We start from the raw sequence: 22,441 nt of genomic DNA, 5'->3' as shown, positions 1-22,441 counted from the left end.
GTGGGAGCGGTATGCGGGACATCAGGGACGACAAGGGGACGGAGCGGTTCGTGGACGGTTCGGGGGAGGCCGGTGGCGCGGCCACGGTCCAGGGGACCCTTGACGCGGCGGACCGCGAGCAGGCCGCGGCCGACGCTTCCGCCGACGCCCCGGCCGGTGCGGCGACGCGCTCGCGCCGCCCCCGGTTCGCCCCGGGCTCCCAGGTCCTGGTGCGCGACGAGCAGTGGCTGGTGAAGAGGGTCGCCGACACGACGTACGACGGCTGGATGGTCGAGGTCACCGGCGTCTCCTCCCTGGTGCGAGGCAAGGACGCCGTCTTCTACGAGCGGCTCGACCAGATCGAGCCGCTCGACCCGGACAAGACCCGTCTGGTCCCCGACTCCTCCCCGAACCACCGCACGGCGCGCCTCTACCTGGAGGCCGTCATCCGCAAGACCGCCCTGCCGCAGACGGAGCACGGGCTCGCGCTGGCCGACAACTTCCTCATGGACCAGCAGACGCACCAGCTCCGCCCCGCCCAGTTGGCCCTGTCCATGGAGAACCCGCAGCCCCGCATCCTGGTCGCGGACGTGGTGGGTCTCGGCAAGACCCTGGAGATCGGCATCCTCCTCGCCGAGCTGATCCGCCGGGGCCGCGGCGAGCGCATCCTCGTGGTGACGCCGGCGCACGTCCTGGAGCAGTTCCAGCGCGAACTGTGGACCCGCTTCTCCATCCCCCTGGTCCGCCTCGACTCCACCGGCATTCAGCGAATCCAGCAGGACATCCCGGCCGGCCGGAACCCGTTCGCCTACTTCAAGCGGGCGATCATCTCCGTGGACACCCTCAAGAGCGACGTCTACGCCCACCACCTGGAGAACACCGACTGGGACGCCGTCGTCATCGACGAGTCGCACAACCTGGTCAACCGGGGCACGAAGAACAACACCCTGGCCCGCCTCCTCGCCCGCCGCACCGACGCCCTCGTCCTGGCCTCGGCCACCCCGCACAACGGCGACGGGGAGTCCTTCGCCGAGCTGATCGGCATGCTCGACGAGGCGGCGATCGCGGACACCTCCGACTACGACGTGAAGGACCTGGGCCACCTCTACATCCGGCGCACCAAGACCGACCCCGAGGTACGCGACTCCCTCCAGGGCGCCTGGGCGGACCGAGGCCCGTCCCGGCCGGTGGTCGCCAAGGCCACCGCGAAGGAGCAGGCCGTCCTGGAGGAGCTTGCCGCGCGCTGGATCCCGCGCGACCCGGCGGCCTCCTCCGTGTGTGCGGACCCGATGGTCGCCTACAACCTGCTGAAGGGGTTCCTCTCCTCCCACCGGGCGCTGCAGGACTCGATCGCCGCCCGGACCAAGACCCTCGCCAAGCCCCTGAAGGGCCGCAGGAACCAGGATCCGGCCAAGCTGGAGGCTGCGCGGCAGATCGAGCGGAAGGCGATCGTCGACCTGGCCCGCCTCGCGGACGACATCGGCGACGACGACTCGTGCAAGCTCGACGCCCTGGTCGAGGCGTTGAAGGAGATCGGCGTCGGCCCCGGCTCGGACACCCGGGTCGTGGTCTTCTCCGAGCGCGTTCCCACCCTGAAGTGGCTGGCCGAGACCGTTCCGGCCCGGCTCGGCTTCTCCGCGGCGAAGCAGCTGGAGCCGAGTGAGAGGAAGTCCCGTCCGTGGAAGGCGTACGGCGGGGTCGTCGAGGTCATGCACGGCGACGCGACCGGTGAGGACGAGCAGAAGCGCATCGTCGAGGAGTTCGGCCTGCGCACCGCGCCCGTCCGGCTCCTGTTCACTGGCGACGTCGCCTCCGAGGGCGTCAACCTGCACCAGCAGTGCCACCAGCTGATCCACTACGACCTGCCCTGGTCGCTGATTCGCATCGAGCAGCGCAACGGCCGTATCGACCGCTACGGGCAGGAGAAGAACCCGCAGTTCCGGGCTCTGGTGCTCACCGGGGATGTGGAGTGGCGCACCGACGCCGAGACCGGCGAGTCCCTGCCGCTGGACGACCGCCTGGTCGGAGCCAAGCTCCTCGCCAGGGAGGAGGAGGCCCACCGCATCGAGGGCACCGCGGAGGCGGTCACCGGCATCTACCGGGCGAAGGAGGAAGAGGACCGCCTCACCCGCGACCTCATCGCCGGCCGCACTGTCGAGGAGTCGATCAAGCAGTCTTCGGCGGCGGGCGGCGGTGCCAAGGCCATGCTCGGCCGGCTGCTGGGCAACGTCGGGGCGAAGAAGCCGACGGACGATGTACCGCGTGCCACCGTGCCCAGCCTGTTCGGCACGGGCGGCGGTGGCGGCGGTACGGCGGCGACCGCCGACTACTTCGACGAGGCCCTCCGCCAGGTCTGCCACCCCATCAGCCCGGACATCGCCCTCAAGCTGCGGCGCGAGAAGGACGGCACCATCGCCTTCGAGCCCCCGCCGGACCTTCTCCACCGTCTGAAGGCCCTGCCCAAGTCGTACCTCACCGAGCAGCAGATCCTCCCCACGGCCAACAAGGAAGCGCGCATCCGCCTCACCTTCGACAAGGGCCTCGCCGCCAAGCGCCTGAAGGTGGCCCGTGAGGACTCCGAGAGCCAGTGGCCCAACGTCAGTCACGTCTCCGACGTGCACCCCGTGCTGGACTGGGTCACCGACAAGGCGCTCGCGGCGCTCCGCCACGACGAGGCGTTCGTGCTCGCCTTCGACCCCGACGCCGATAAGGCGGCCGACATCGACCCGGCACTGCCCGCCGCCCTCGACGGCCCCGTGTACCTCCTCCAGGGCATCTACTCGAACAAGGCCGGCCGCCCGACCGTCGTCGAGTGGATGGCCGTCACCGGTCTGCCCGACGCCCCCCGCGTCCACCGGATCGACGACGCGTTCCTGGCCGCCTGCCGGGTCGGCCCCGCCATGCCCGGCCGGGCCGCGCCCGTGAACCTCGCACACCTCCAGTCGCTGGTGCCGGCCGCGGTTGAACAGGCTCGGCGGTTCCTGACCGATCGCGAGGCCGAGTACGCGCAGCAGATCGACGCGGTCCTCGCGCCGTACGAGAAGCGCGTGACGGAGTGGAAGCAGACCGCGCTCTTCACCGCCGCGGCCCGCCGCTCGCAGAAGGCGAAGAACGACGTGAACCTCACGGCCGACCGGCGCAGGACGCTGATCCGCTCCCTGCGGACCTCCGGCGCCCCGCTGCTGCGGCTCCTCGCCGTCCTCGAACCGCTCACCGCCACCCCCGTACCGCCGCCCACCGCCCTGCCCGCCGCGACCGCCCTGCCCGACGCCGGAGAGACGAGCGCCCGATGAGCACCGACTTCGACTCCTTCTCCAACCGCGGCGAGTACCTCTCCGCGCACTACTTCGCCGAGCAGCTCGCCGACGGCCTGAAGAAGGGCGTCTTCGCCACCTGGGCGGACCGCGAGTCCGACGAGAACGTCACGCATCCCACCCCGCGCGTCGCCCTGCGAGGCCTGCGGTCCGTCTACCTCGACGAGAAGTACCGCGGGTTCTTCGCCGAGCAGGCCAAGGCCGACGCCGAGGACGACGAGTACCCCGAGAAGGAGGACTTCGAGAAGCGCCTCAACACCTACGAGGACGAGGAGTGGCGCGAACGCGTCGCCGACTGGCACCGCAAGGTCCTCGCCGCCCTCGGCTACCCGGAGGCCGACGCAGCCCCCGGCCCGCGCGAACTGACCGTCCACCGGGCCGGACGCGACCACACCGTCCAGGTCGCCTGGCACGGCGACAACATCGTCGCCGTCGACTGCGGCTGGTCCGCGAGCAACGACACCGCCCTGGACGCCGACGCCTACGGCCGTCTGCTCCACCCGGTGCGGACGGTCGGCAGCGGCGAGACCTACGAGTCGGGCCACGCGCTCGCCACCTGGCTGTTCCAGAGCGAGCTGGGAGGCGAGGGCGGCAGCGCGCCGCGCTTCGTCCTGCTGCTCTGCGGCGGCGTGATCGTCCTCGCCGACCGGCAGGTATGGGGCGAGGGCCGCTACCTGGCCGCCAACCTCGACGCCGCCCTGGAGCGCTACGACCGCAGGCAGTACGGCGAACTCGCCACGATCGCCGGACTGTTCAGCCACGACGCGCTCGCCCCGGCCGAAGACGGCAAGGGCCCCGCCCTCGACGCCCTCGTCAAGGCGTCACGCGACAACGCGGTCGGCGTCTCCGGCGAGCTGCGCCAGGGCCTGCAGAAGTCCGTCGAGATCATCGCCAACGAGGTCCTGGCCCGCCTGGAGCAGGCCGGCCTCGAACCACGCGACCTCGAAACCCCCGGTGACCCCTTCGCCCGCCAGCTCACCCGCGAGGCACTGCGCTACCTCTACCGCATCCTGTTCCTCCTCTACGCCGAGGCCCGCCCCGAACTGGGCATCCTCCCGGCCGACGACGGCACCTACGAGGCCGGCTACTCGGTGGCCCGCCTGCGCGAACTCGTCGAACGGGACACCCAGCTGACGGACGAGAGGGCCCGCAACGGATTCCACCTGCACGCATCCCTCGACGTCCTGTTCAACAAGGTCAACCACGGCCACCGGGCGTACGGCACCGAGCCGTGGGACGAGCGACCCGGCGACGACACGGAGACCCGCAAGAAGAAGGCCAAGCAGCGCAGCGAGGGCCGCGGCCTGCGCTTCGAGCCCCTTCGCAGCGAACTCTTCGAACCGGCGTCGGTGAAACTCATCGGCCTCGGCACCCGCGACCCGCGCGCCGACGAGGAAGGCCCCTACGGCCCGGCCTGGCTCGACCTGCGCCTGCGCAACAGCGCCCTGCACGAGGTGCTGCGCCTGCTCACCATGAAGAAGGCCAAGCGGCGCGGCGAACGCGGCGGCTTCATCTCGTACCGCAACCTCGGCATCAACCAGCTCGGCGCGGTCTACGAGGGCCTGATGTCCTACACCGGCATCATCGCCGAGGAGGAGCTGTGCGAGGTCGCCAAGGGAGGCGACCCCGAGAAGGGCTCCTGGCTGGTCCCCTCGCACCGGCTCAAGGAGTACCCGGAGAACACCTGGGTCGAGTACGACGAGCGGGACCGCGAGGAGAAGGGCCTGCGCGGACCGAGGAAGTACCCCGCGGGGACCTTCGTCTACCGCCTCGCGGGCCGTGACCGGGAGACCTCGGCGTCCTACTACACCCCCGAGTCGCTGACCCAGGTCACCGTCGAACTGGCCCTCAAGCACCGCCTCGACCAGGAGAAGGACGAGGCGGGGAACGTCGTCAAGACCCGCGCTTCCGAGCTGCTGAAGTACCGCATCTGCGAGCCGGCGCTCGGCTCCGGGGCGTTCCTCAACGAGGCGATCAACCAGGTCGCCGAGGAGTACCTGCGGCGACGGCAGGACGAGGTGGGCAGGTCGATCCCGACCTCCGAGGCCCTGACGGAGAAGCAGAAGGTCAAGGCATACATCGCGCTGCACAACGCGTACGGCGTGGACCTCAACTCCACGGGCGTCGAGCTCGCCGAGGTCTCGCTGTGGCTCAACACCATGCACCCGGGGATGCGGGCGCCCTGGTTTGGGCTCCACCTGCGGCGGGGCAACTCGCTGATCGGCGGGAAGCGGGCGGTGTACGCGGCGGAGGACGTCGCGCCGGGGAAGGGCAAGGCCCTGTGGCTGAACGCCAAGGACACCCAGGCCCCGACCCCGCTGCCGTTCAGGGACAACGAGGCGGGCGGGCAGTGGCAGTCGCTGCCAGACGGGGCGGTGCACCAGTTCCTGCTGCCGACGCCGGGGTGGGCAGCCGTGACGGGGGCGAGTGGCGATGCGAAGAAGCTGCTGGGGCTGTTGGCGGGCGACAACGTCGAGCAGCTGAAGGAGTGGAAGAAGGGCATCCTCAAGAAGCCGGAGCGGAAATACACCCAGGCTGGTACGCCGAGGATCGACCGGAAGACCGGTGACGAAGTCGCCTCCCAGTACACCAGGCTGCGGGACGCAGCGCGGCGCGTGGAGTTTCTGTGGAAGCTCGTCGTCAAGCGGATGGAACTGTCGGAACGGGAGATCGCCCGCAGCATCGACGTCTGGGGAGCCGATCCGGTCGGGGACGAGGAGTACGCCTTCCTGCGCCGTGAGCGGGAGAGCGCGACAGAGGGCAGCGGCGCTCGGCTGTCGAAGGAGAAGGTGTACAGGGACCTCTTCGAGGCCATCGACACCCCGTATTGGCGACTGAAGAACGTCATGGATGCCTGGTGCGCACTGTGGTTCTGGCCGTCGCACCAGGCAGGGCTGCTGGACGGTACGGACAGTGAGTACACCACGCCGGTGAGCGGCACCGACGTAGTGGAGGGACTTAGCGCTCTTCTGGGCACCACAGGGCAGCACGAAGGCCCGGCACCGGAGGTGTCCAGAAGCGACGTCCAGCAGCAAGAGGACGGCAAGGGCGGCTTGTTCGACAAGAAGCTGTACTTGGACGAGGAAGCCGCACGCAAGAAGGAAGAACGCGCTGCCAAGAATGAGCGCAGGAAGCAGCAGAACGCTGAGAAGGAGGCAGAGCGTCAGGCCGAACGCCGCCAGGTCATCCCGTTGCAGACACTCGATGACTGGCTCGACTTCCTCGAAGCTATGTTGGGAACGTTCTCGGTGGCCGAGGCGAACCTGCTTAGCGAGTTCGAGAATCTCGAAGCGCTTCAAGATTTCGAGCAGAAGCTGCCACGTCTCATGGGCATGGACCTGGGTAACCCTGAGGACCGCTTTCCTTGGATGCGCGTCGTACGGGACATTGCGACCGAACAGGGCTTCCTGCATTGGGAGTTGGACTTCGCGCTCGCGTTTACGGAGAGCGGGGGGTTCGACCTGCAGGTGGGGAACCCGCCGTGGGTGCGGCCGGAGTGGAAGGAGAACGCCGTCGTAGCGGAGTTCGAGCCGTGGTTCATGCTGACCGAGAAGCCTTCGGCGGCGGAGAAGCAGCGGCGGCGCATGGCTGAGCTGGCCAGGGAGGAAGTGGCGGCGTACACCCTGCGGGAGGTGACGACCACGGTCACGCTGGCCGACTATCTGGCGGCACCGCAGGTGTATCCGCTGATCTCGGGCAGCCAGCCCGACCTTTACCGCGCCTTCATGTGTCAGGTGTGGGACCACACGGCGGCGTTCGGCAGCACAGGATTGGTTCACCCCGATACCCACTTCAACGGGGACAAGGAGGCCGCGCTCCGTGAGGCCACCTACCGCAGGCTGCGGATGCACGGGGACTTCGTCAACGCGGGCAACCGGTTCTTCCCGCCGCCCGTCGGCCGGTCCAGCCACTTCGGGGTGCACATCTACGGCACGAAGGGCGAGATCGATTTCCAGCACCTGTCCTGGCTTTTCTCCGTTGATGTGCTGCGGCTGTCCGCCACACACGACGGCAAGGGCGACGCGCCGGGTGTGAAGTTCGACGGGGACTGGGACGAGCGGCCGCACAGCAAGCGTGTCGTTCAGGTCACCACGGACACCCTGGCGCGTTGGCAGAGGCTTTCGGGGGAGCAGGACGTCCCCGTCGAACGAGCGCGTCTGCTGACTCCGGTGAGTACGGCCGAGGACCCAGCCATCGACGCGCTCGCGGGGTATCCGCTGCGGCTTGGTGCGCTTTCTCCACAGATCACGCGCGGATTCGACGAGAGCGGAGCTAAGAAGTCTGTCCATGGTCCCAATGAGGACACGCCGCTGATCGACTACAACAAGGATCTCAAGGACAGGGACGACTACCAGGCGGACACCTGGGAGGACGTCGTCCTCAAGGGCCCGCAGATCGGTGTGGCCAACCCGTTGTTCAAGCAGCCCAGCCAGGGTGGCGGCGAGGTACGCGGACTCAATCACCTGGAGCTGCCGTCGAACGCGGTCCCGGAGTCGGAGTACCGGAGGGTCGCGGACGAGGTCACGTATCGGGATGCGCAAGACCGGTGGTTGGACTACGAGGAGCTGGAATGGCTACGGGCTTCGGACGAAGAAATTCGGGCGGTGAAGGGGACGCTAGCGGAGGGGCTGGGGTGTCTGCCGAGGGAGGTTCCGTACGACTCGGTTGACAAGGTCTTTGTGGCGCGTGCAACGAAGCCGTACACGGAGTTCTACCGTATGGCATGGAGAAATCAGATCGCGCCGGACACTGAGCGTGCTCTCTACGTCTCCCTGCTCCCGCCCAAGCCAGGGCACGTGGGTGGCTTGCGGAGCGCTATGGTGGCAAGGAAGGTCGAAACGGTCCTTGCCAGCGGCATGTGGTCGGCGCTTCCACTGGACTATTTCCTTCGTACGATCAATGCCTCGCATTTGCACGAGACGCGGTCGAAGTCGCTGCCTGCACCCCAGGCCGATCATCCCCTCGCCCCCGCCCTCCTCCTCCGCACCCTCCGCCTCAACTGCCTTACCACCGCCTATGCCGACCTCTGGAAGGAACTCCACGACCCCAAGTGGGCCGGATACGAGCCCTGGGCGTACTCCTGGCCTCTGATGTCCACCAAACTCCACGAGACCACCCCCACCTGGCAGCGTGACACCCCCCTGCGTACCGAGTACGCCCGCCGCGCCGCCCTCGTGGAGATCGACGCCCTCGTGGCGGTGTGGCTCGGCATCGACGCCGACACGCTCATCACCATGTACCGTGCCCGTTTCCCGATCATGCAGGACTTCGACCGGGTGACCTGGTTCGACGCCGCCGAACGCAAGATCGCCGGTGACCGGTACACGTTCGGCCACGGCCAGGACAAGGACCACTGGAAGCAGTTCGAGAAGTACCAGGCCGACCCGGCTTTCAAGGCCCACAAGCAAGACCCCGCCACCAACCCCGCCCCCCAAACCCCCGTCCCCGACGGCTACACCGCCCCCTTCTACAAGGCCGACCGCGAGACCGAGATGCGGGAAGCGCACGCCTACTTCCAGAAGCGGCTCGACGACGCAGTGGCCGCCGGCGAGTGGGACCCGGTCAAGCAGGAGGTGCCGAAGCCGTGAGGCCCACGCTCGAAGCCGAGGGGCTCAAGGAGAGTCTGCTCCAGTACCTGTCCACCACGTACGCGCTGACCGACGAGGGCGCGCGGAAGGCGCTGCACCGGTTCCTGGGGGACGACAACACCGGCATGTTCCGGGGGCCATTCCTGCGGCTGCGGACGCCGTTCGTAACGGCCGCCCCAGGGACGTGGGAGCAGTACCTGGACTGGCGGCGTACGGACGGCTGGACGCCGTACGCGCATCAGGCCGTCGCCTTCGAGCGGCTGTCGTCGGCAGGCGGGCGGACGCCCCGGCCGACGCTCGTCACCACCGGTACCGGATCCGGCAAGACGGAGTCGTTCCTTTACCCTGTTCTCGACCACTGCGCGCGCGAGCGGGCAGCAGGCCGCGGCGGGGTCAAGGCTGTGTTCCTGTACCCGATGAACGCCCTCGCTACCGACCAGGCACAGCGCATCAACGGGCTGCTCACCGAGCACCCCGAACTGAGCAAGGTGCGGGCCGGGCTCTACATCGGCGATCGGGCGGCCACCCGGTACGGGCGGGTGTTCACCGACCGGTCCGACATGCAGGTGACGCCGCCGGACATCCTGATCACCAACTACAAGATGCTGGACCTGCTGCTCCAGCGCGCCGCCGACGCCCCGCTGTGGGCGGACTCCGACATCCGCTACGTCGTCGTCGACGAGTTCCACACCTACGACGGCGCGCAGGGCACCGACGTGGCGATGCTGCTGCGCCGGCTCGCCTCCGCCGTCGGGGCCTCGGAGAAGGGGCGCCCGCTGGGCCGCATCTGCCCGGTCGCCACCTCGGCGACCCTCGCCTCGGGGGCGGACGCCGATGGAGTACGGCAACTGCTCGACGTGGCGACCCAGGTGTTCGGCACCGAGTTCCATCCCGACGCGGTCGTCGGCGAACAGCGGCTGACCGTTGACGAGTTCGTCCCGCGCGACGACTTCGACCCACTCGTCCCCGCGCCGACCCCCGACGAGTTGGCGGCCCTGCCCGACCCCACCCTCGGCGAGGAGCAGTTCGCCGCGCTCGCCGAGGCCGTCACCGGTAGCCGAGACACCGATCCGTACGCGCTCGGCCGGGTCCTCAAGAAGCACCCGCTGACCTCGGCCGTGCTGCACGCCCTGGACGGGCAGGTGCGTCCCGTGCCCGAGGTCCTCGACCTGATGTGGCGCAGCGGCGCACAGGCCTGGGGCCGCACCATCACGCTGCGGCCCGAGGTCGCGGCAAAAGCGCTTGCCCGCTTCGTCGCGCTGCTCTCGGTGGCCCGCGATCCTGCTTCCACTCCGGAGAAGCCGCGCCCCTTCGTACAGGTCGAGGTCCACCAGTGGGCGCGGTCGGTGTCCCGTCTCGTACGTGGTGTGCTGCCCTGGCCGAAGGCCGAGTTCCAGTGGGACACGGCTGGCGCACCGGAGACCGCCGAGGGGGAGACGGCGCGCACCGCTCCGGTGACCACGGCCACCGCCGGACAGGCCGCGAACCTGTTCCTGCCCGCGGTGTACTGCCGTGACTGCGGCCGTTCCGGCTGGGCGGTGTTCACCCCGGAGTCCGACGACCTGGACGTCGAGGTCGACACGCACAAGATCCGGCGGGCGTCGGTCAGCCAGGACAAGATGCGGGTCCGCAACCTGATCGCCGCCACAGACGGCGAGGCGAGGGAGGGCTCCGGAGCCGCGCCCATGGAGGGGGCAGGCCGCGCCGCCGGACGGGCCGACGCGAACGCCCTCAGCGTGACCGGCGCCGGACAGCTCCGTGTCCTGGACGGCCCCAAGCGCAGGCTTCGTCTGCCCGACCCGGTCGCCGACTATGACCAGGAGACCGGCAGCCCCCGGCTGGCCGGCTCCGACTCCGCGTTCGTGCTCGTGTTCCTGGGGGAGACCGCGACCACCGCCGCCGAGGAGGACTGGTGCCCGGCCTGCGGCTCGCGCAACACGATCCGCTTCCTCGGCACCGGCGCCGCCGCCCTTGCCGCCGCCTCCGTCACCCAGCTGTTCACCGGCGGGGAGCTCGACGAGAAGCAAGGCGAGACGAAGACCTTGATGTTCAACGACTCGGTGCAGGACGCCGCGCACCGGGCCGGGTTCGTGGCGAGCCGCTCCTACACCTTCTCGCTGCGCGCCCTGTTCAAGAGCCACCTGTCCGAAGACGCTCCGACCGCGCTGAACGACCTGATCGCCGACGTGGTCGCCGCGACCACCGACCGTGCGACCCTCGCCGCCGTCGTCCCCACCGACCTTCACGACTTCAAGGGCGTCAAGCGACTGCTGTCCGGCGAGGGACGCGGCGGGGACCGCAAGACTTGGGAGCTGATCGGGGAGCGGTTCGCCTTCGAGGCGCTGATGGAGTTCGGGTTCCGGTCCCGCAACGGCCGCACCCTGGAACTCACCCGCACCGCCGCCGCCCAGGTGCGCATCGCCGACCCCGAGGCCGCGCTTGACCTCGTCCGATCCGCGCACACCGCGCCGTACGGGAAGGGCGGCCAACTGCCCGTCCCCGACGCACTCGACGACGAGCGCTACCTCGGCTTCCTGCGGATCTTCCTGGAACGGCTGCGGACCCGGGGCGCCATCGGCCACCGCTGGCTGGAGGGGTACCTGAAGGAGGCCGGCACCAGCCGGTACTTCATATGGGGCGGGCGGACCCCCGGCATGCGCGCCTTCCCTAAGGGCATCGCCGCACCCGTGTTCCTGCTGAGCGCGCCGAAGACCAGGAGTGAGTTCGACTTCGCCACCGGACGGCTCTCCTGGTACGAGCGGTGGGCTCAGCGCAGCCTCGGGCTGCCGCGCGAGCAGGCCGCAGAGTTCTGGTCCCGGCTGCTGCCCGAACTCGTCGCCGCCGGACTGCTCGCCGTACGCACCCCGGAGGACAGCAGTCTGCGGATCTACGGGCTCAAGCCGGGCGCCGTCGACGTGCAGCTCCTGAAGGACAGCGAGGTCAACGAGGCGTTCGTCCGCTGCCCCTCCTGCTTCTGGGAACAGACCGTCCACCCCGGCCTGCTGCCCCAGTGGGACGGCCAGAAGTGCCCTGCGTACCGCTGCCGCACCGGCCGCCTCGTCGCCGGGAACCGGCCCGAGGGGCTCGGCCGGCACCGGCGCGACCGCGACCACCGCGAGGACTACTACCGCAGGCTCTACCGCAAGGCCGGCACGTACCAGGTGATCACCGCCGAGCACACCGGCATGCTCACCCGGCCGGAACGCGAACGGGTGGAGGCGGCGTTCCGCGACGGCAGCGGGTTCAAGGACCCCAACGTTCTCTCCTGCACCCCCACGCTGGAGATGGGCATCGACATCGGCGACCTGTCGGCCGTCGTGCTCGCCGCGCTGCCCCGCCGCGCCGCCAACTACGTCCAGCAGGTCGGCCGCGCCGGCCGGCGCACCGGCAACGCCTTCCTCCTCACCATCCCCGACCGCAGCCGCCGCGACCTGTACTACCTCGACCAGCCCCGCGAGATGATCGCCGGGCAGATCGTGCCGCCCGGCAGCCACCTGTCCGCCATCGAGATCCTGCGCCGCCAGTACCTCGCCCACCTCCTCGACCTCGCCGCGCAGGGCCGGCTCAAGCGCGCCGACGGGAAGCCGCTCGCCGCGATCCCGCACGAAGCGCCCGCCCTGTTCGGCCCCTCCGGCTACCTCGCCGACCTCGTGGAGGCCGCGCTCGGCGGCGCCGCCGAACTCGTCGAGACGTTCCTCGACCTGTTCCCCACCGGCGTCAGTCCCAAGGCCGCCGACGACCTGCGCGCCTACGCCGGACGCGGGCTGCGCGGCGCCGTCGAGGAAGCCGGACGGCAGTGGAAGCGCGGCGAGGAGGAACTGCGGCGCAGGCTGAAGTTCATCGACGAGGCCATCCGCGAACTCCACGAGAACGACGACGAACAGCGCAGCCGCAAGGCCGAACTCGAAGCGGAACACCGGGCCGTCGGCAAACGCCTGATGAAACGCGGCCTCACCACCGCCCAGCAGGCCCTCTGCGACCTCGGCCTGCTGCCGAACTACGCCCTCATCGACGCCGTCACCACCCTCAACGCCACCCTGTACTGGCCCGAAGGCCCCGACCCGAAGACCGGGCGGGAGCGCTTCAACTCCAAGATGCGCCCCTACGACCGCCCCCAGCGCTACGCGCTGTCCGAACTCGCGCCCGGCAACACGTTCTACGTCAACGGCTACAAGCACCAGATCACCGGCATCGAGATCGGCAGCTCCACCCGACCCGACTGGACCCCCTGGCGCTTCTGCCGGGAGTGCGGCTACGTCCGCACCGAGAACGCCGCCGACGACCGCAGTCCGTGCCCCCGCTGCCACAGCACCGCCATCGCCGACGACGGCTCCTGCCTGCACCAGGTGATCGAACCCACCGTCGTCACCTCCCGCGACAAGCGCGACGACGCCCGCATCGGCGACGACAAGGACGACCGCGAACAGCGCTTCTACACCGTCGTCGACGCAGTCGACATCCCGGCCGAGCACATCGAGCCCGGAGCGTCCTGGCGGCACACCCGCGAGACCTTCGGCGTCGACTACTCCCGCAAGGCCGTCATCCGGAAGATCAACGTCGGCCCGCTCCGGTTCGACGCACGCCCCGAGGACGAGCTCGCCGGACACGACGTCCGGATGGCACCCTTCCACGTGTGCACCGCCTGCGGAGCGGCCACCGCCGATGGCAGACCCGTCTTCGACCACGACACCGACGCCCTCGACACCTCCGCCGTACGCAACCCGGCCGTCAAGCACCACCAGCCCTGGTGCCCGCTGCGCCGGGGCAAGAGGGGCCCGGACGCACCGAAGCAGGAACCGGTGCTCCTCGCCCACCAGCTCACCACCGAGGCCCTGCGCATCCTGCTCCCGGCCGCGACCGTGCTCGTCGACGAGAAGATCCACTCCTTCCGGGCCGCACTGCGCCTCGGCGTCGACCGGCACTTCGGCGGCGACCCCGCCCACCTGGACACCACCCTCGCCAAGATGCCCGACAGGGCCACCGGCGAGAAACGGCACTTCCTCGTCTTGTACGACCGCCTCCCCGGCGGCACCGGCTACCTTGACCGGCTCACCCGGCCCGCCGCCTTCCGCGACACCCTCGCCGAGGCGCGCGAGATGCTGCTCAAGTGTCCCTGCAAGGACGAGGGGCGCCGCGCCTGCCACCGCTGCCTCCACCGCTACGCCGAGGAGCGCCACCAGGACGAGGTCTCGCGCCGCTCGGCCCTGGAGATCATCAACAGCCTCCTCGGCCCCGTCGACGAGAACGGCCGCCCCCCGACCGACGACGAGGGCAACGCCGTCGACCACTGGCAGGTCGAGGAAGTCCCCACGACTGAGGCGATCGGCCTGGACCGGCAGGTCGAGTCCGACTTCGAGGCCCGCTTCCTCGCCGCCCTGCGCACCTGGAGCACCGACCAGGACGACACCGCCCTGGAGGAGAGCGGCGCGCACAGCGGCCACCTCCGCTTCGCCGGCTCCACGGCATGGCGGCTGACCGCCCAGCGCGACGAGGAGTTCACCCGTACCGACTTCACCTTCGAGAGGACCAACGGCACCCCCCAGAAGGTGCACGTCTTCCTCGACGGCCACCGCTACCACGCCACCCGCGAGCACAACCGCATCGCCGCCGACGGCAGGAAGCGGGACGAGCTGCGGGCCGGCGGAGCCCTCGTCTTCCAGATCACCTGGGACGACCTTCTCCTCTTCGAGAAGGGCGAACGCGCCAAAGCCCGCCCGGTGTGGCCGCCCTACCGGCGCACCGGACAGGACACCGCCAAGGACTGGTACGAGCAGTTCGGCGGCGACCGCGCCAACCTCGCTGGCGCCGTCTTCACCAACCCCATCGACACTCTCCTCCGTTACCTCCGCGACCCCTCCCGCACCCGGTGGGGACGACGGGCCGCGGCCCTGGTCGGCGGCCTCCTCAGCGCCCCCGAACCACTGGCACAGAACGTCGACCGCGCGCAGGCCCGCGACACGCTGCGAAGCGCCCTCCGCTCCCTCGCGAAGGGCGGGAACCCGGCGGCCGACGTCGAACCCGTCACCGGAAACGGGGAGATCCTCGTCCTCCTCGCCACCGACGAGCACGCCCTGCCGCTGCTCCACACCGTCGACCCCACCGGCGGACCGGAGGTGACGGGCGGGTTCGGCTGGTGCGCCATCGCCGTACTCGACGACCACGACGGTGACCGGCTCGGCACCGCCGAGCACAGGCTCCGCTGGCGGTCCTGGCTCTACTGGTCCAACCTGCTCCAGTTCCTCGCCTTCACCGGCGGCGACGGCGTACAACTCGCCAGCAGCCGGGCCGCCGACTTCGAGGTGGACGTCCTCCGCGTCGGAGGCGGCCTCGGCGAACTGGAGACGCTCATCACCCAGCTGCACCCTGAGACGGCCACGGCAGACGTGGCGGACGAGGTGGAGGACGGCCCGACAGCTCCGGCGGAGACGGCAGAGACCGATCGGTCTTCGACCACCTCGTCCTCGGCATCCTCGTCGTCCTCTGTCGCCGAGCAGGCACTCGAAGACCTGCTCCGGGACGCGGCCTGGGACGAGGACATCCTCGAAATCCTCGAAGAGGACGAACCCGACTCCGACCTGACCCGGCTTGCCAGGAAGCTGGCCGAACGGGGCAAGAAAGCCCCCGCTTTCGGCCACGAACTCGACGAGCGCGGCTGGCAGGCCGACTTCGCCTGGTCCGGCTCCGGCATCAAGGTCGCGGTGGTCGTCAACCCCGACGGACACGACAGCGAGGAACTCCGCAAGCGGGACGCCGCGTACACCGCCGACGGCTGGACCCTGCGCACGGCCGCCGACTGGCTCGACCACCTCGACACCCTGCTCACCCTGCTCCCCGACACGGAAGGCCCGACGCACCGATGACCGCCCGGCTCAGCCTGTACGAGAAGGCCGAACAGGAGCTGTACAAGCTCGACCGCTCGGTCAAGGGCAAGTTCTACGACTTCTGCCACCGCTTCCGGGAGAACCCCGACCACCCCGGTCTCGACCTCAAGCCGCTCAAGGGCGACGGCCGCGTCTACCGGGCCAAGATCGACCAGTCCTACCGGGCGCTCCTCGCCAAGATCGGCATCGACGGCCGCGGCCACCAGAAGTGGCTCGTCGTCGCCGTACGGCACCGCAAGCACGTCTACGAAGAACTCTCCGTCGCGATCAACCGCATCACGGGAGAGATCGAGTTCGTCGACCTGTCCGTGGTCGGCCAGAGCGTTCTCCAGCGGGCCGGAATGACGCTCACCCCGGCCGAGCAGCCCGAAGCCGGAGACGAACCGGAGACGCCGACCCCTGTACCGGACACGGCCGAGCCGCTCCTGGCCAGCTTCACTGCGGACGACCTCCGTGGACTCGGTGTTGCCGAGCAGCTCATCGACCTCGCCCTCGCGGTCACCGGGAGCGACGAGCTCGACGCCCTCGTCTCCGGCGCCCCCCTCCTCACCAAGGACATCCTGTACGGCCTCGCCGCCGGGCTGTCCCTCGACGACGTCCGCAAGGAGATCACCGCCCCCGTCGAGGTCGAACTCGACGAGTCCGAGCGGCAGGACCTGGACGCGGCGCTCGCCCGCACCGCCGTCACCACCGTCGACGACGCCCTCAAGGACATCCTCGAAGAGGGCGACTTCCGCGCCTGGAAGGTCTTCCTCCACCCCGCCCAGGCCAAGCTCGTCGACCGCCGCTACAGCGGCCCCTTCCGCGTCTCCGGCGGCCCCGGCACAGGCAAGACCATCGTCGCCCTGCACCGCGTCAAGCACCTCGCCGAACAGCTGACCCCCGGCCACAGCAAGCCGATCCTGCTCACCACCTTCACCAAGAACCTCACCACCGACCTGCGCGCCCGCCTCGCCTCCCTCCTCGAACCCGAGCAGCTCGCCCGCGTCGACATCACGCACATCGACCAGCTCGCCGCCCGTGTCCTCAACGAGAACAATCTCTCCGGCGCCGGAAAGCAGCGCATCTACGACAGCGTCGCTCTGAACACCCTCCGCCAGATCCTCCTCGAACTCGACGAGAAGCGCTGGGACGCCGAATTCCTCTACGAGGAATGGGAACAGGTGATCCTCGGTCAGTCCCTCGGCACCCGAAAGGCGTACTTCGACGCCCGCCGCGCAGGACGCGGGCGCTCCCTCAGCCGCCCCGACCGCGCCCAGATCTGGAAGATCCTCGAGCAGTTCACCACCCGCCTCGACAAGGACAACCGCGAGACCTGGGGCCAGGCCGCCGAACGCGCCGCCCGCTTCGAGATGCAGCGCGCTTCGAAGATCAAGGCTCGTCAGGAACACAAGGAAGAGGTCGGCGGCAAGGACCTCATCCACCGCGACGACAGCTCCGGCATGTACTACCTCGGCCACCGCTACCAGCACGTCGTCGTCGACGAGGCACAGGATCTCCGCCCCGCCCACTGGAAGATGCTGCGCGCCATGGTCGCCCCCGGCGACGACGACATGTTCATCGCCGGCGACACCCACCAGCGCATCTACGACCAGCAGGTGACCCTGGGTACCGTCGGTGTCCAGATCCGAGGCCGCGCCGCCCGCCTCACCCTCAGCTACCGCACCACCCGCGAGATCTTGAACCGCGCCATGGAGGTGGTGAACCCCAAGAGCGCCCAGATCACCTTCGACGACCTCGACGACGGCACCGACACCCTCGACGGCTACCGCTCGGTCCTCCGCGGCCCGGCCCCGGAACTCGTCCCCTGCGACTCCTGGGACGACGAACTCACCCAGCTGGCCACCACACTTCGGACCTGGCGCGAAGAACTCGCCACCGGCGGAGCCGACGGCAAACCCCGCGACCCGCGGGGCAACATCGCCGTCTGCGTCGCCGACCGCGAAGCCGTCAACCAGGTCATGTACTACCTGGCGACCGAGGCCGGCCTCACCGTCGCCGAGCTGACCAAGGACGGCGTCAAGGGCGACGGCGACATCCACGTGGGCACCATGCACCGCTTCAAAGGCCTCGAATACCAGAAACTCGCCATCGTCGGTGCCCGGGACGGCGTCATCCCCCGCACGTCCCTCATCCAGCGCTACCGCGACACAGACCCCAACCGCCTCGCCCGCGAGGAACTCAAGGCCCGCTCCCTGCTCTTCGTGGCAGCCACTCGCGCCCGCGACACCCTGCGCATCAGCTGGCACGGCAAGGCGAGCCCGTATCTGCCGAGGTAGAAAGCGAACCCAGGCGGTTACGGGGTGGGTGCCAGTCGTGTTCTGGCTTGGGCCGATGCAGACGGGGCCGAGCTTACGGTCCTTGCGCGGCTGGTACACCTGGGTCTCCCGTGCAGCTCGCACTGTAACGCTGTCACCTACGAGTCGGGCGCCGGTGTCCCCGCTGCCTCTGTGCCGCACCTTGGCTGTGTCCGGCATGCATGTCTGCTGCTCAGTCAACGTTCTGGGCGCCGGTTGTCAGTGCTGGCTCCTATCATCCGTTCACCCGTGTGGAACAGGTTCGGAGCGGAGCGGTACGACATGGCACGACAGCGTCCGTGGATCATCGAGGACTGTGCGATTGCCTCACGTGAGCAGGATCGTTTTGACCATCAATCAGTGGGCCGTGAACTTCTTGACATTGTCCGTGGTGCCACCCAACCGCTGGCGATTGGATTGCTGGGGCCGTTCGGCAGTGGCAAGTCCTCCGTCGTGCGTCTGCTGGCAGCGGATCTGAAGGACGACCGGCAGTGGGCGATCTTGCACCTGAGCGCTGAACGGCACAGCGGCTCAGCGCGAGCAAGAGGGCTGTTGTACGGACTGCTTGACGAAGCCTTGCGGCAGCGCCTCATCAGCCGCGAGCAGTGGCAGTCCGAACGAGCATGTCTGGATGGCGGCCGACAGCGCACCGCACCGCGCGCTACCGCTGAGTCCGCCAAGCCGGGAAAGCGCTCCTGGTACAGCTACCCCATCGCGGCTGGCGCGGCTCTGGGATGGCTTCTCGCCTCCCTGGTCACGATCTGGCTGCTCGGCGTAGCCGCTGTCGCGGTCGGCCACCTTAGCGGTATCGGAGGCGACGTGCCGGCCTGGACCTGGTTCGCCGCTGCCGGCGCCCGCCCACTGACTACTGCCCTGTCGGGCGCAGCGGTCGTGGCGTGTGTACTGGGCACCGCCAGGGACGGGGCACTGTCCGCTCTGAAGAGAAACGAGATCACCCTCACCTCACCACGCCCGGAATCCACCGACGACTTGGAGCAGGTGTTCTCCGGTCTGATTGACGCCATTGACCGCCGACTGGTCATTGCCATCGACGACATCGACCGTCTGGCGGCAAGTGAGGTACTCGAAGCGCTCACCACCGTCCGTAGCCTCCTGCTCACCGGCACGTATCACAGGCACCCGCCAGTTTTCCTGCTCTCCTGCGACGAAGACATCGTTCGCGAGGCGATCGTCGGGGTACGTCCCGGCCTGGCCCACCGGCCGGCGCATCAGGCACACCGCGGTAGTCTTCCTGCTCCCACCAGGGCCGCCGAACGCAAGGCGACAGAAGAGGCCGCTCAGGAGTACTTGAACAAACTGTTCACTGTCCGCCTGGTCCTGCCCGCGCATCACGACGCAGACCTCAGGCAATACATCGAGCACCTCCTCTCCTATCCCGAGCCCCACCAGGTGGTGGCCCGTTTGGGTGGCATCTCGGCGGTGCGCGACGTAGTTGAAACGTTGATCCACCCAGAGGTCCGTGATCCCCGGCATGCCATTCGCCTTCTCAACGCCTTCCTTGCCGACTACGGTCTCGCAATCCGACGCGAGCACGGGACGCGTGCGTGGATCGCACACGGCGAAGTCACCGGTTACCCCATCACCCTGGCGCGGCTGACCGTGCTACGGCACGACTTCCGTGCCCTGTACGACGACATCCGCGCCGAGCACGACCTGCTCGCGCTCCTGGACGACGCCCTGCTGGGCTCCGCCAGTGCGCTGCGTGATCCTCTGCTCGCCCCCTACACCGCGAGCAAGGACAATGAGGACAGCAGCCCAGTAGACAGCTCCGAGGACGACAGCGAAGAGGGGAACAGTACGGCAGAAGGGTCCAAGGACGTTGGTGTCCTGCCCCGTCTCGACACTGCAGCGCACCCCGGATTGCGTTATCTGCGGGCTACAGCCTTCAGGATGCGGGCAGGCCGTCCCGCACACCTGATGCCGCTCCTCACTCTGGGTTCCACCCCTGCCAGTCGGGCTCTGGGCAGTGACCAAGCCGCGGCCGTCCAACGTGAACTCCTCCAACGCGATGCCGACGCCTTCCGCGACCGCCTCAAGGTAGCTGACATGCGCGAACGAGTACTGCTCGCCGCAATCCACTCCCTGGAGTCAGCACGACCCGGTCAGGATCTCGACAACACGATGGCAGCGACCGTGGAAGCCCTTGCGCGGATGCCTGGCCTCGCCGACCATCTCGGCTCCGACGCCGACCCAGTCGGCCGCGCTCTGCTCACCCTGACGGACCGCGTCGCGAGCCGGCGGACGCAGACTGGTACCCCCGTTGCAGCCCATCACCTCATTGGCATCCTCGACCTCGTGCCACCCGCCCACCTGCCTTCCCTCTACGTCAGCCTCAGCGCCCCGCCTGCCCAGGAGCCAGGAAATGTACCCTCGGCAGAACAGCCTGCTTTCGCCTGGGCCCAGGCCCTGATTCCCCTGCCTGCAAATGATCACGGCCGCCAACTGCGTCCCGCCCTGGAGAAGTACTTCCGCATCCTTGTCCGCACGGGCGGCACCGAGGAGTTGAAAGCCTGGCTCGTTAGCCATGCTGAAGCGTCCGCGGTGCAACGCGCCCTGTGGCCCGCCGGCGCGTACCACGCCCTGCTGGCAATGACCGCCCGCGTTACAGACAAGGCTGCTACGGCAGCGGAGGTGCGTCAGGCCGTCGAGCAGGCATCCGAACATCACCAGTGGCAACGACCGGTCGTGCACGGGATTCTGGAATGGCTGACCTCGGACGACGATGCGCTGCGCGTGCACGCGGTGGAACTCCTGCGTCAGCGCACGGTTCCCGACGACGGATGGGGGAGCGCCACGGCTTCGAATGCTGAGTTCGGTGCGACGCTTGCCACCGAACTGCTGGAGCACGCGGCTGCTTTCCTCATCGACGACGACGATGCCGCAAGTTCCGAGCAGACGGCTGCGCTTCTTCACCACTGGCTGCGGATCTTCGGTGACCGCACAGCCCCCAGCGGTCGCCAAGTGAGCGTGGTTGTCGCCGACGCGCTTGCTCAAACGGCGCACACCTGTCAGGAACTCGCTATGGCGGCAGCCGGAATTCTGGCTGACTTGCAGCAACAGGACGCGGCCACCTGCGCCGTTGCCATAGCCGGTCACCTTGGACCGCTGGCTGCTTCCGACAGCACCGTGGCCAATGCGCTTGCGGAAGCTCTCCTAACCTTCATGCGTGTCACGACCAACGACCCCACAACCCAGGAAGCCGCGCGCAACTGCCGGACGGCACTGACTGCCGGCCTCACCGCCGACGGCGAGCAAGGCGCCTTCGCTCGCGGACACCTTGCCGCCGTCATGAGTACCGACGCTGGTCGGGAGGCGGGCACGGCATTGATCGACGAGTTCACCCCACACTTCGGTCAAAACCATCTGCCCCTCGGCCCGGACCTATTCTCCAGCTTGCACGTCCTGCTGAACGATCCTGCAACCCGTGCCGCCCGGCTCGGTCAGGTGCTGCAACAGATGTACAACCGGATGGGTACACAGCCGGCTGAGAACGCGGCCTTCGCCGCCCACTACGCAGCAGATCAAGCCGTGAGCCCCCAATGGCTTACTTGGATCGCCCAGCATTGGACTGGCATTCCGGAACACGAGCGCTCGCTGGCCATGGCCGCGGCACACCGCCCGGAGCTGGCACAGAGCAACGAACTACCTGAACTGCTCGTCCAGCACCTCCTGGCCACCAACGACGCAGCACTGTGGCAGTACGCCACAAGTCTGTGGCCCGCGATCAGCCAAGACCGCCAAGCGGCCTTGCTCGTAGCCGCAGACGGCCGCTGCCCCGCCCTCGCCGATCAAGCAGCCCAGGCATCGACAGACACCCTCATCACAGCGCTGGGCACAGCAAGCAGCACCGCTCTTCCGGCGCTGCTCACACTCATCTCCTCGAGCCCGCAGGCTACCCAGGCCATCACTGACTACCTCGATGACGCCATCACGGGACGCGAATGGTCCGAAGAGCATGCCATCCTAATGGCCACAGCCTGCCCCGACCCCGAACGCCTTTGGAAGGCCCTCGTGGCGGCCCTTTCGCAGGGCCAGAGCACGACTGAACGCATCAGCCCCGTCATCGCAGCGCTTTTCACACACGCCCCTGACACCGCGCCCCGCAACCTCGCGGACGAGATCTCCCCTGTGCTGCGGAACGCGACTGTTCCCACTGCGACCGCACTTGGACACGCCGTACGGCCCGCTCCTCACGTTGCCACGGCACTGCGGCGCACTCTGCACGGACACAGCAGGACTGCCGCCGAGAAGGAGCGGACGGCTGCATTCAAGCGAGCCGCCGGCATTCGCTGACGGTCAGGATGCGTACGTGGACGGCGAGTGTCCGATTGGACGTACAGGCCGGGTTTCACATCATCTTC

Annotated in this window: 5 protein-coding genes; all 5 read left to right on the top strand. The window is 68.9% G+C overall.

The features are described 5' to 3' along the window. The first annotated feature begins 11 nt into the window (after window positions 1–11). The 5 genes from ACIP4X_RS29985 (at window position 12) to ACIP4X_RS29965 (ending at window position 22,373) form a co-directional block, all read left to right on the top strand. Entirely contained in the window at window positions 12–3,272 is a 3,261-nt protein-coding gene (locus ACIP4X_RS29985; RefSeq protein WP_391455166.1) for an SNF2-related protein, read from the top strand. Next, complete coding sequence (locus ACIP4X_RS29980; RefSeq protein WP_391455164.1) at window positions 3,269–8,881, top strand: hypothetical protein; 5,613 nt, start codon at window positions 3,269–3,271, stop codon at window positions 8,879–8,881. Before ACIP4X_RS29985 ends, ACIP4X_RS29980 begins: the two co-directional genes overlap by 4 nt. Further along, the gene (locus ACIP4X_RS29975) at window positions 8,878–15,741 is read left to right on the top strand and encodes a DEAD/DEAH box helicase (protein WP_391455161.1); all 6,864 of its coding nucleotides are present in this window, start codon (window positions 8,878–8,880) and stop codon (window positions 15,739–15,741) included. The genes ACIP4X_RS29980 and ACIP4X_RS29975 overlap by 4 nt, the downstream gene beginning before the upstream one ends. Continuing rightward, on the top strand, window positions 15,738–18,041 hold the full coding sequence (locus tag ACIP4X_RS29970) for a UvrD-helicase domain-containing protein (protein ID WP_391455159.1): 2,304 nt from the start codon (window positions 15,738–15,740) through the stop codon (window positions 18,039–18,041). The genes ACIP4X_RS29975 and ACIP4X_RS29970 overlap by 4 nt, the downstream gene beginning before the upstream one ends. Window positions 18,042–18,341: 300 nt before the next feature. Continuing rightward, on the top strand, window positions 18,342–22,373 hold the full coding sequence (locus tag ACIP4X_RS29965; RefSeq protein WP_391455157.1) for a P-loop NTPase fold protein: 4,032 nt from the start codon (window positions 18,342–18,344) through the stop codon (window positions 22,371–22,373). The last annotated feature ends 68 nt before the right edge of the window (window positions 22,374–22,441 follow it).

It is taken from the genome of Streptomyces sp. NPDC088817 (assembly GCF_044750345.1).
Lineage (GTDB): Bacteria > Actinomycetota > Actinomycetes > Streptomycetales > Streptomycetaceae > Streptomyces.
The sequence above is the reverse complement of the archived record's forward strand: the minus strand, read 5'-3'. Positions and strand labels throughout refer to the sequence as shown.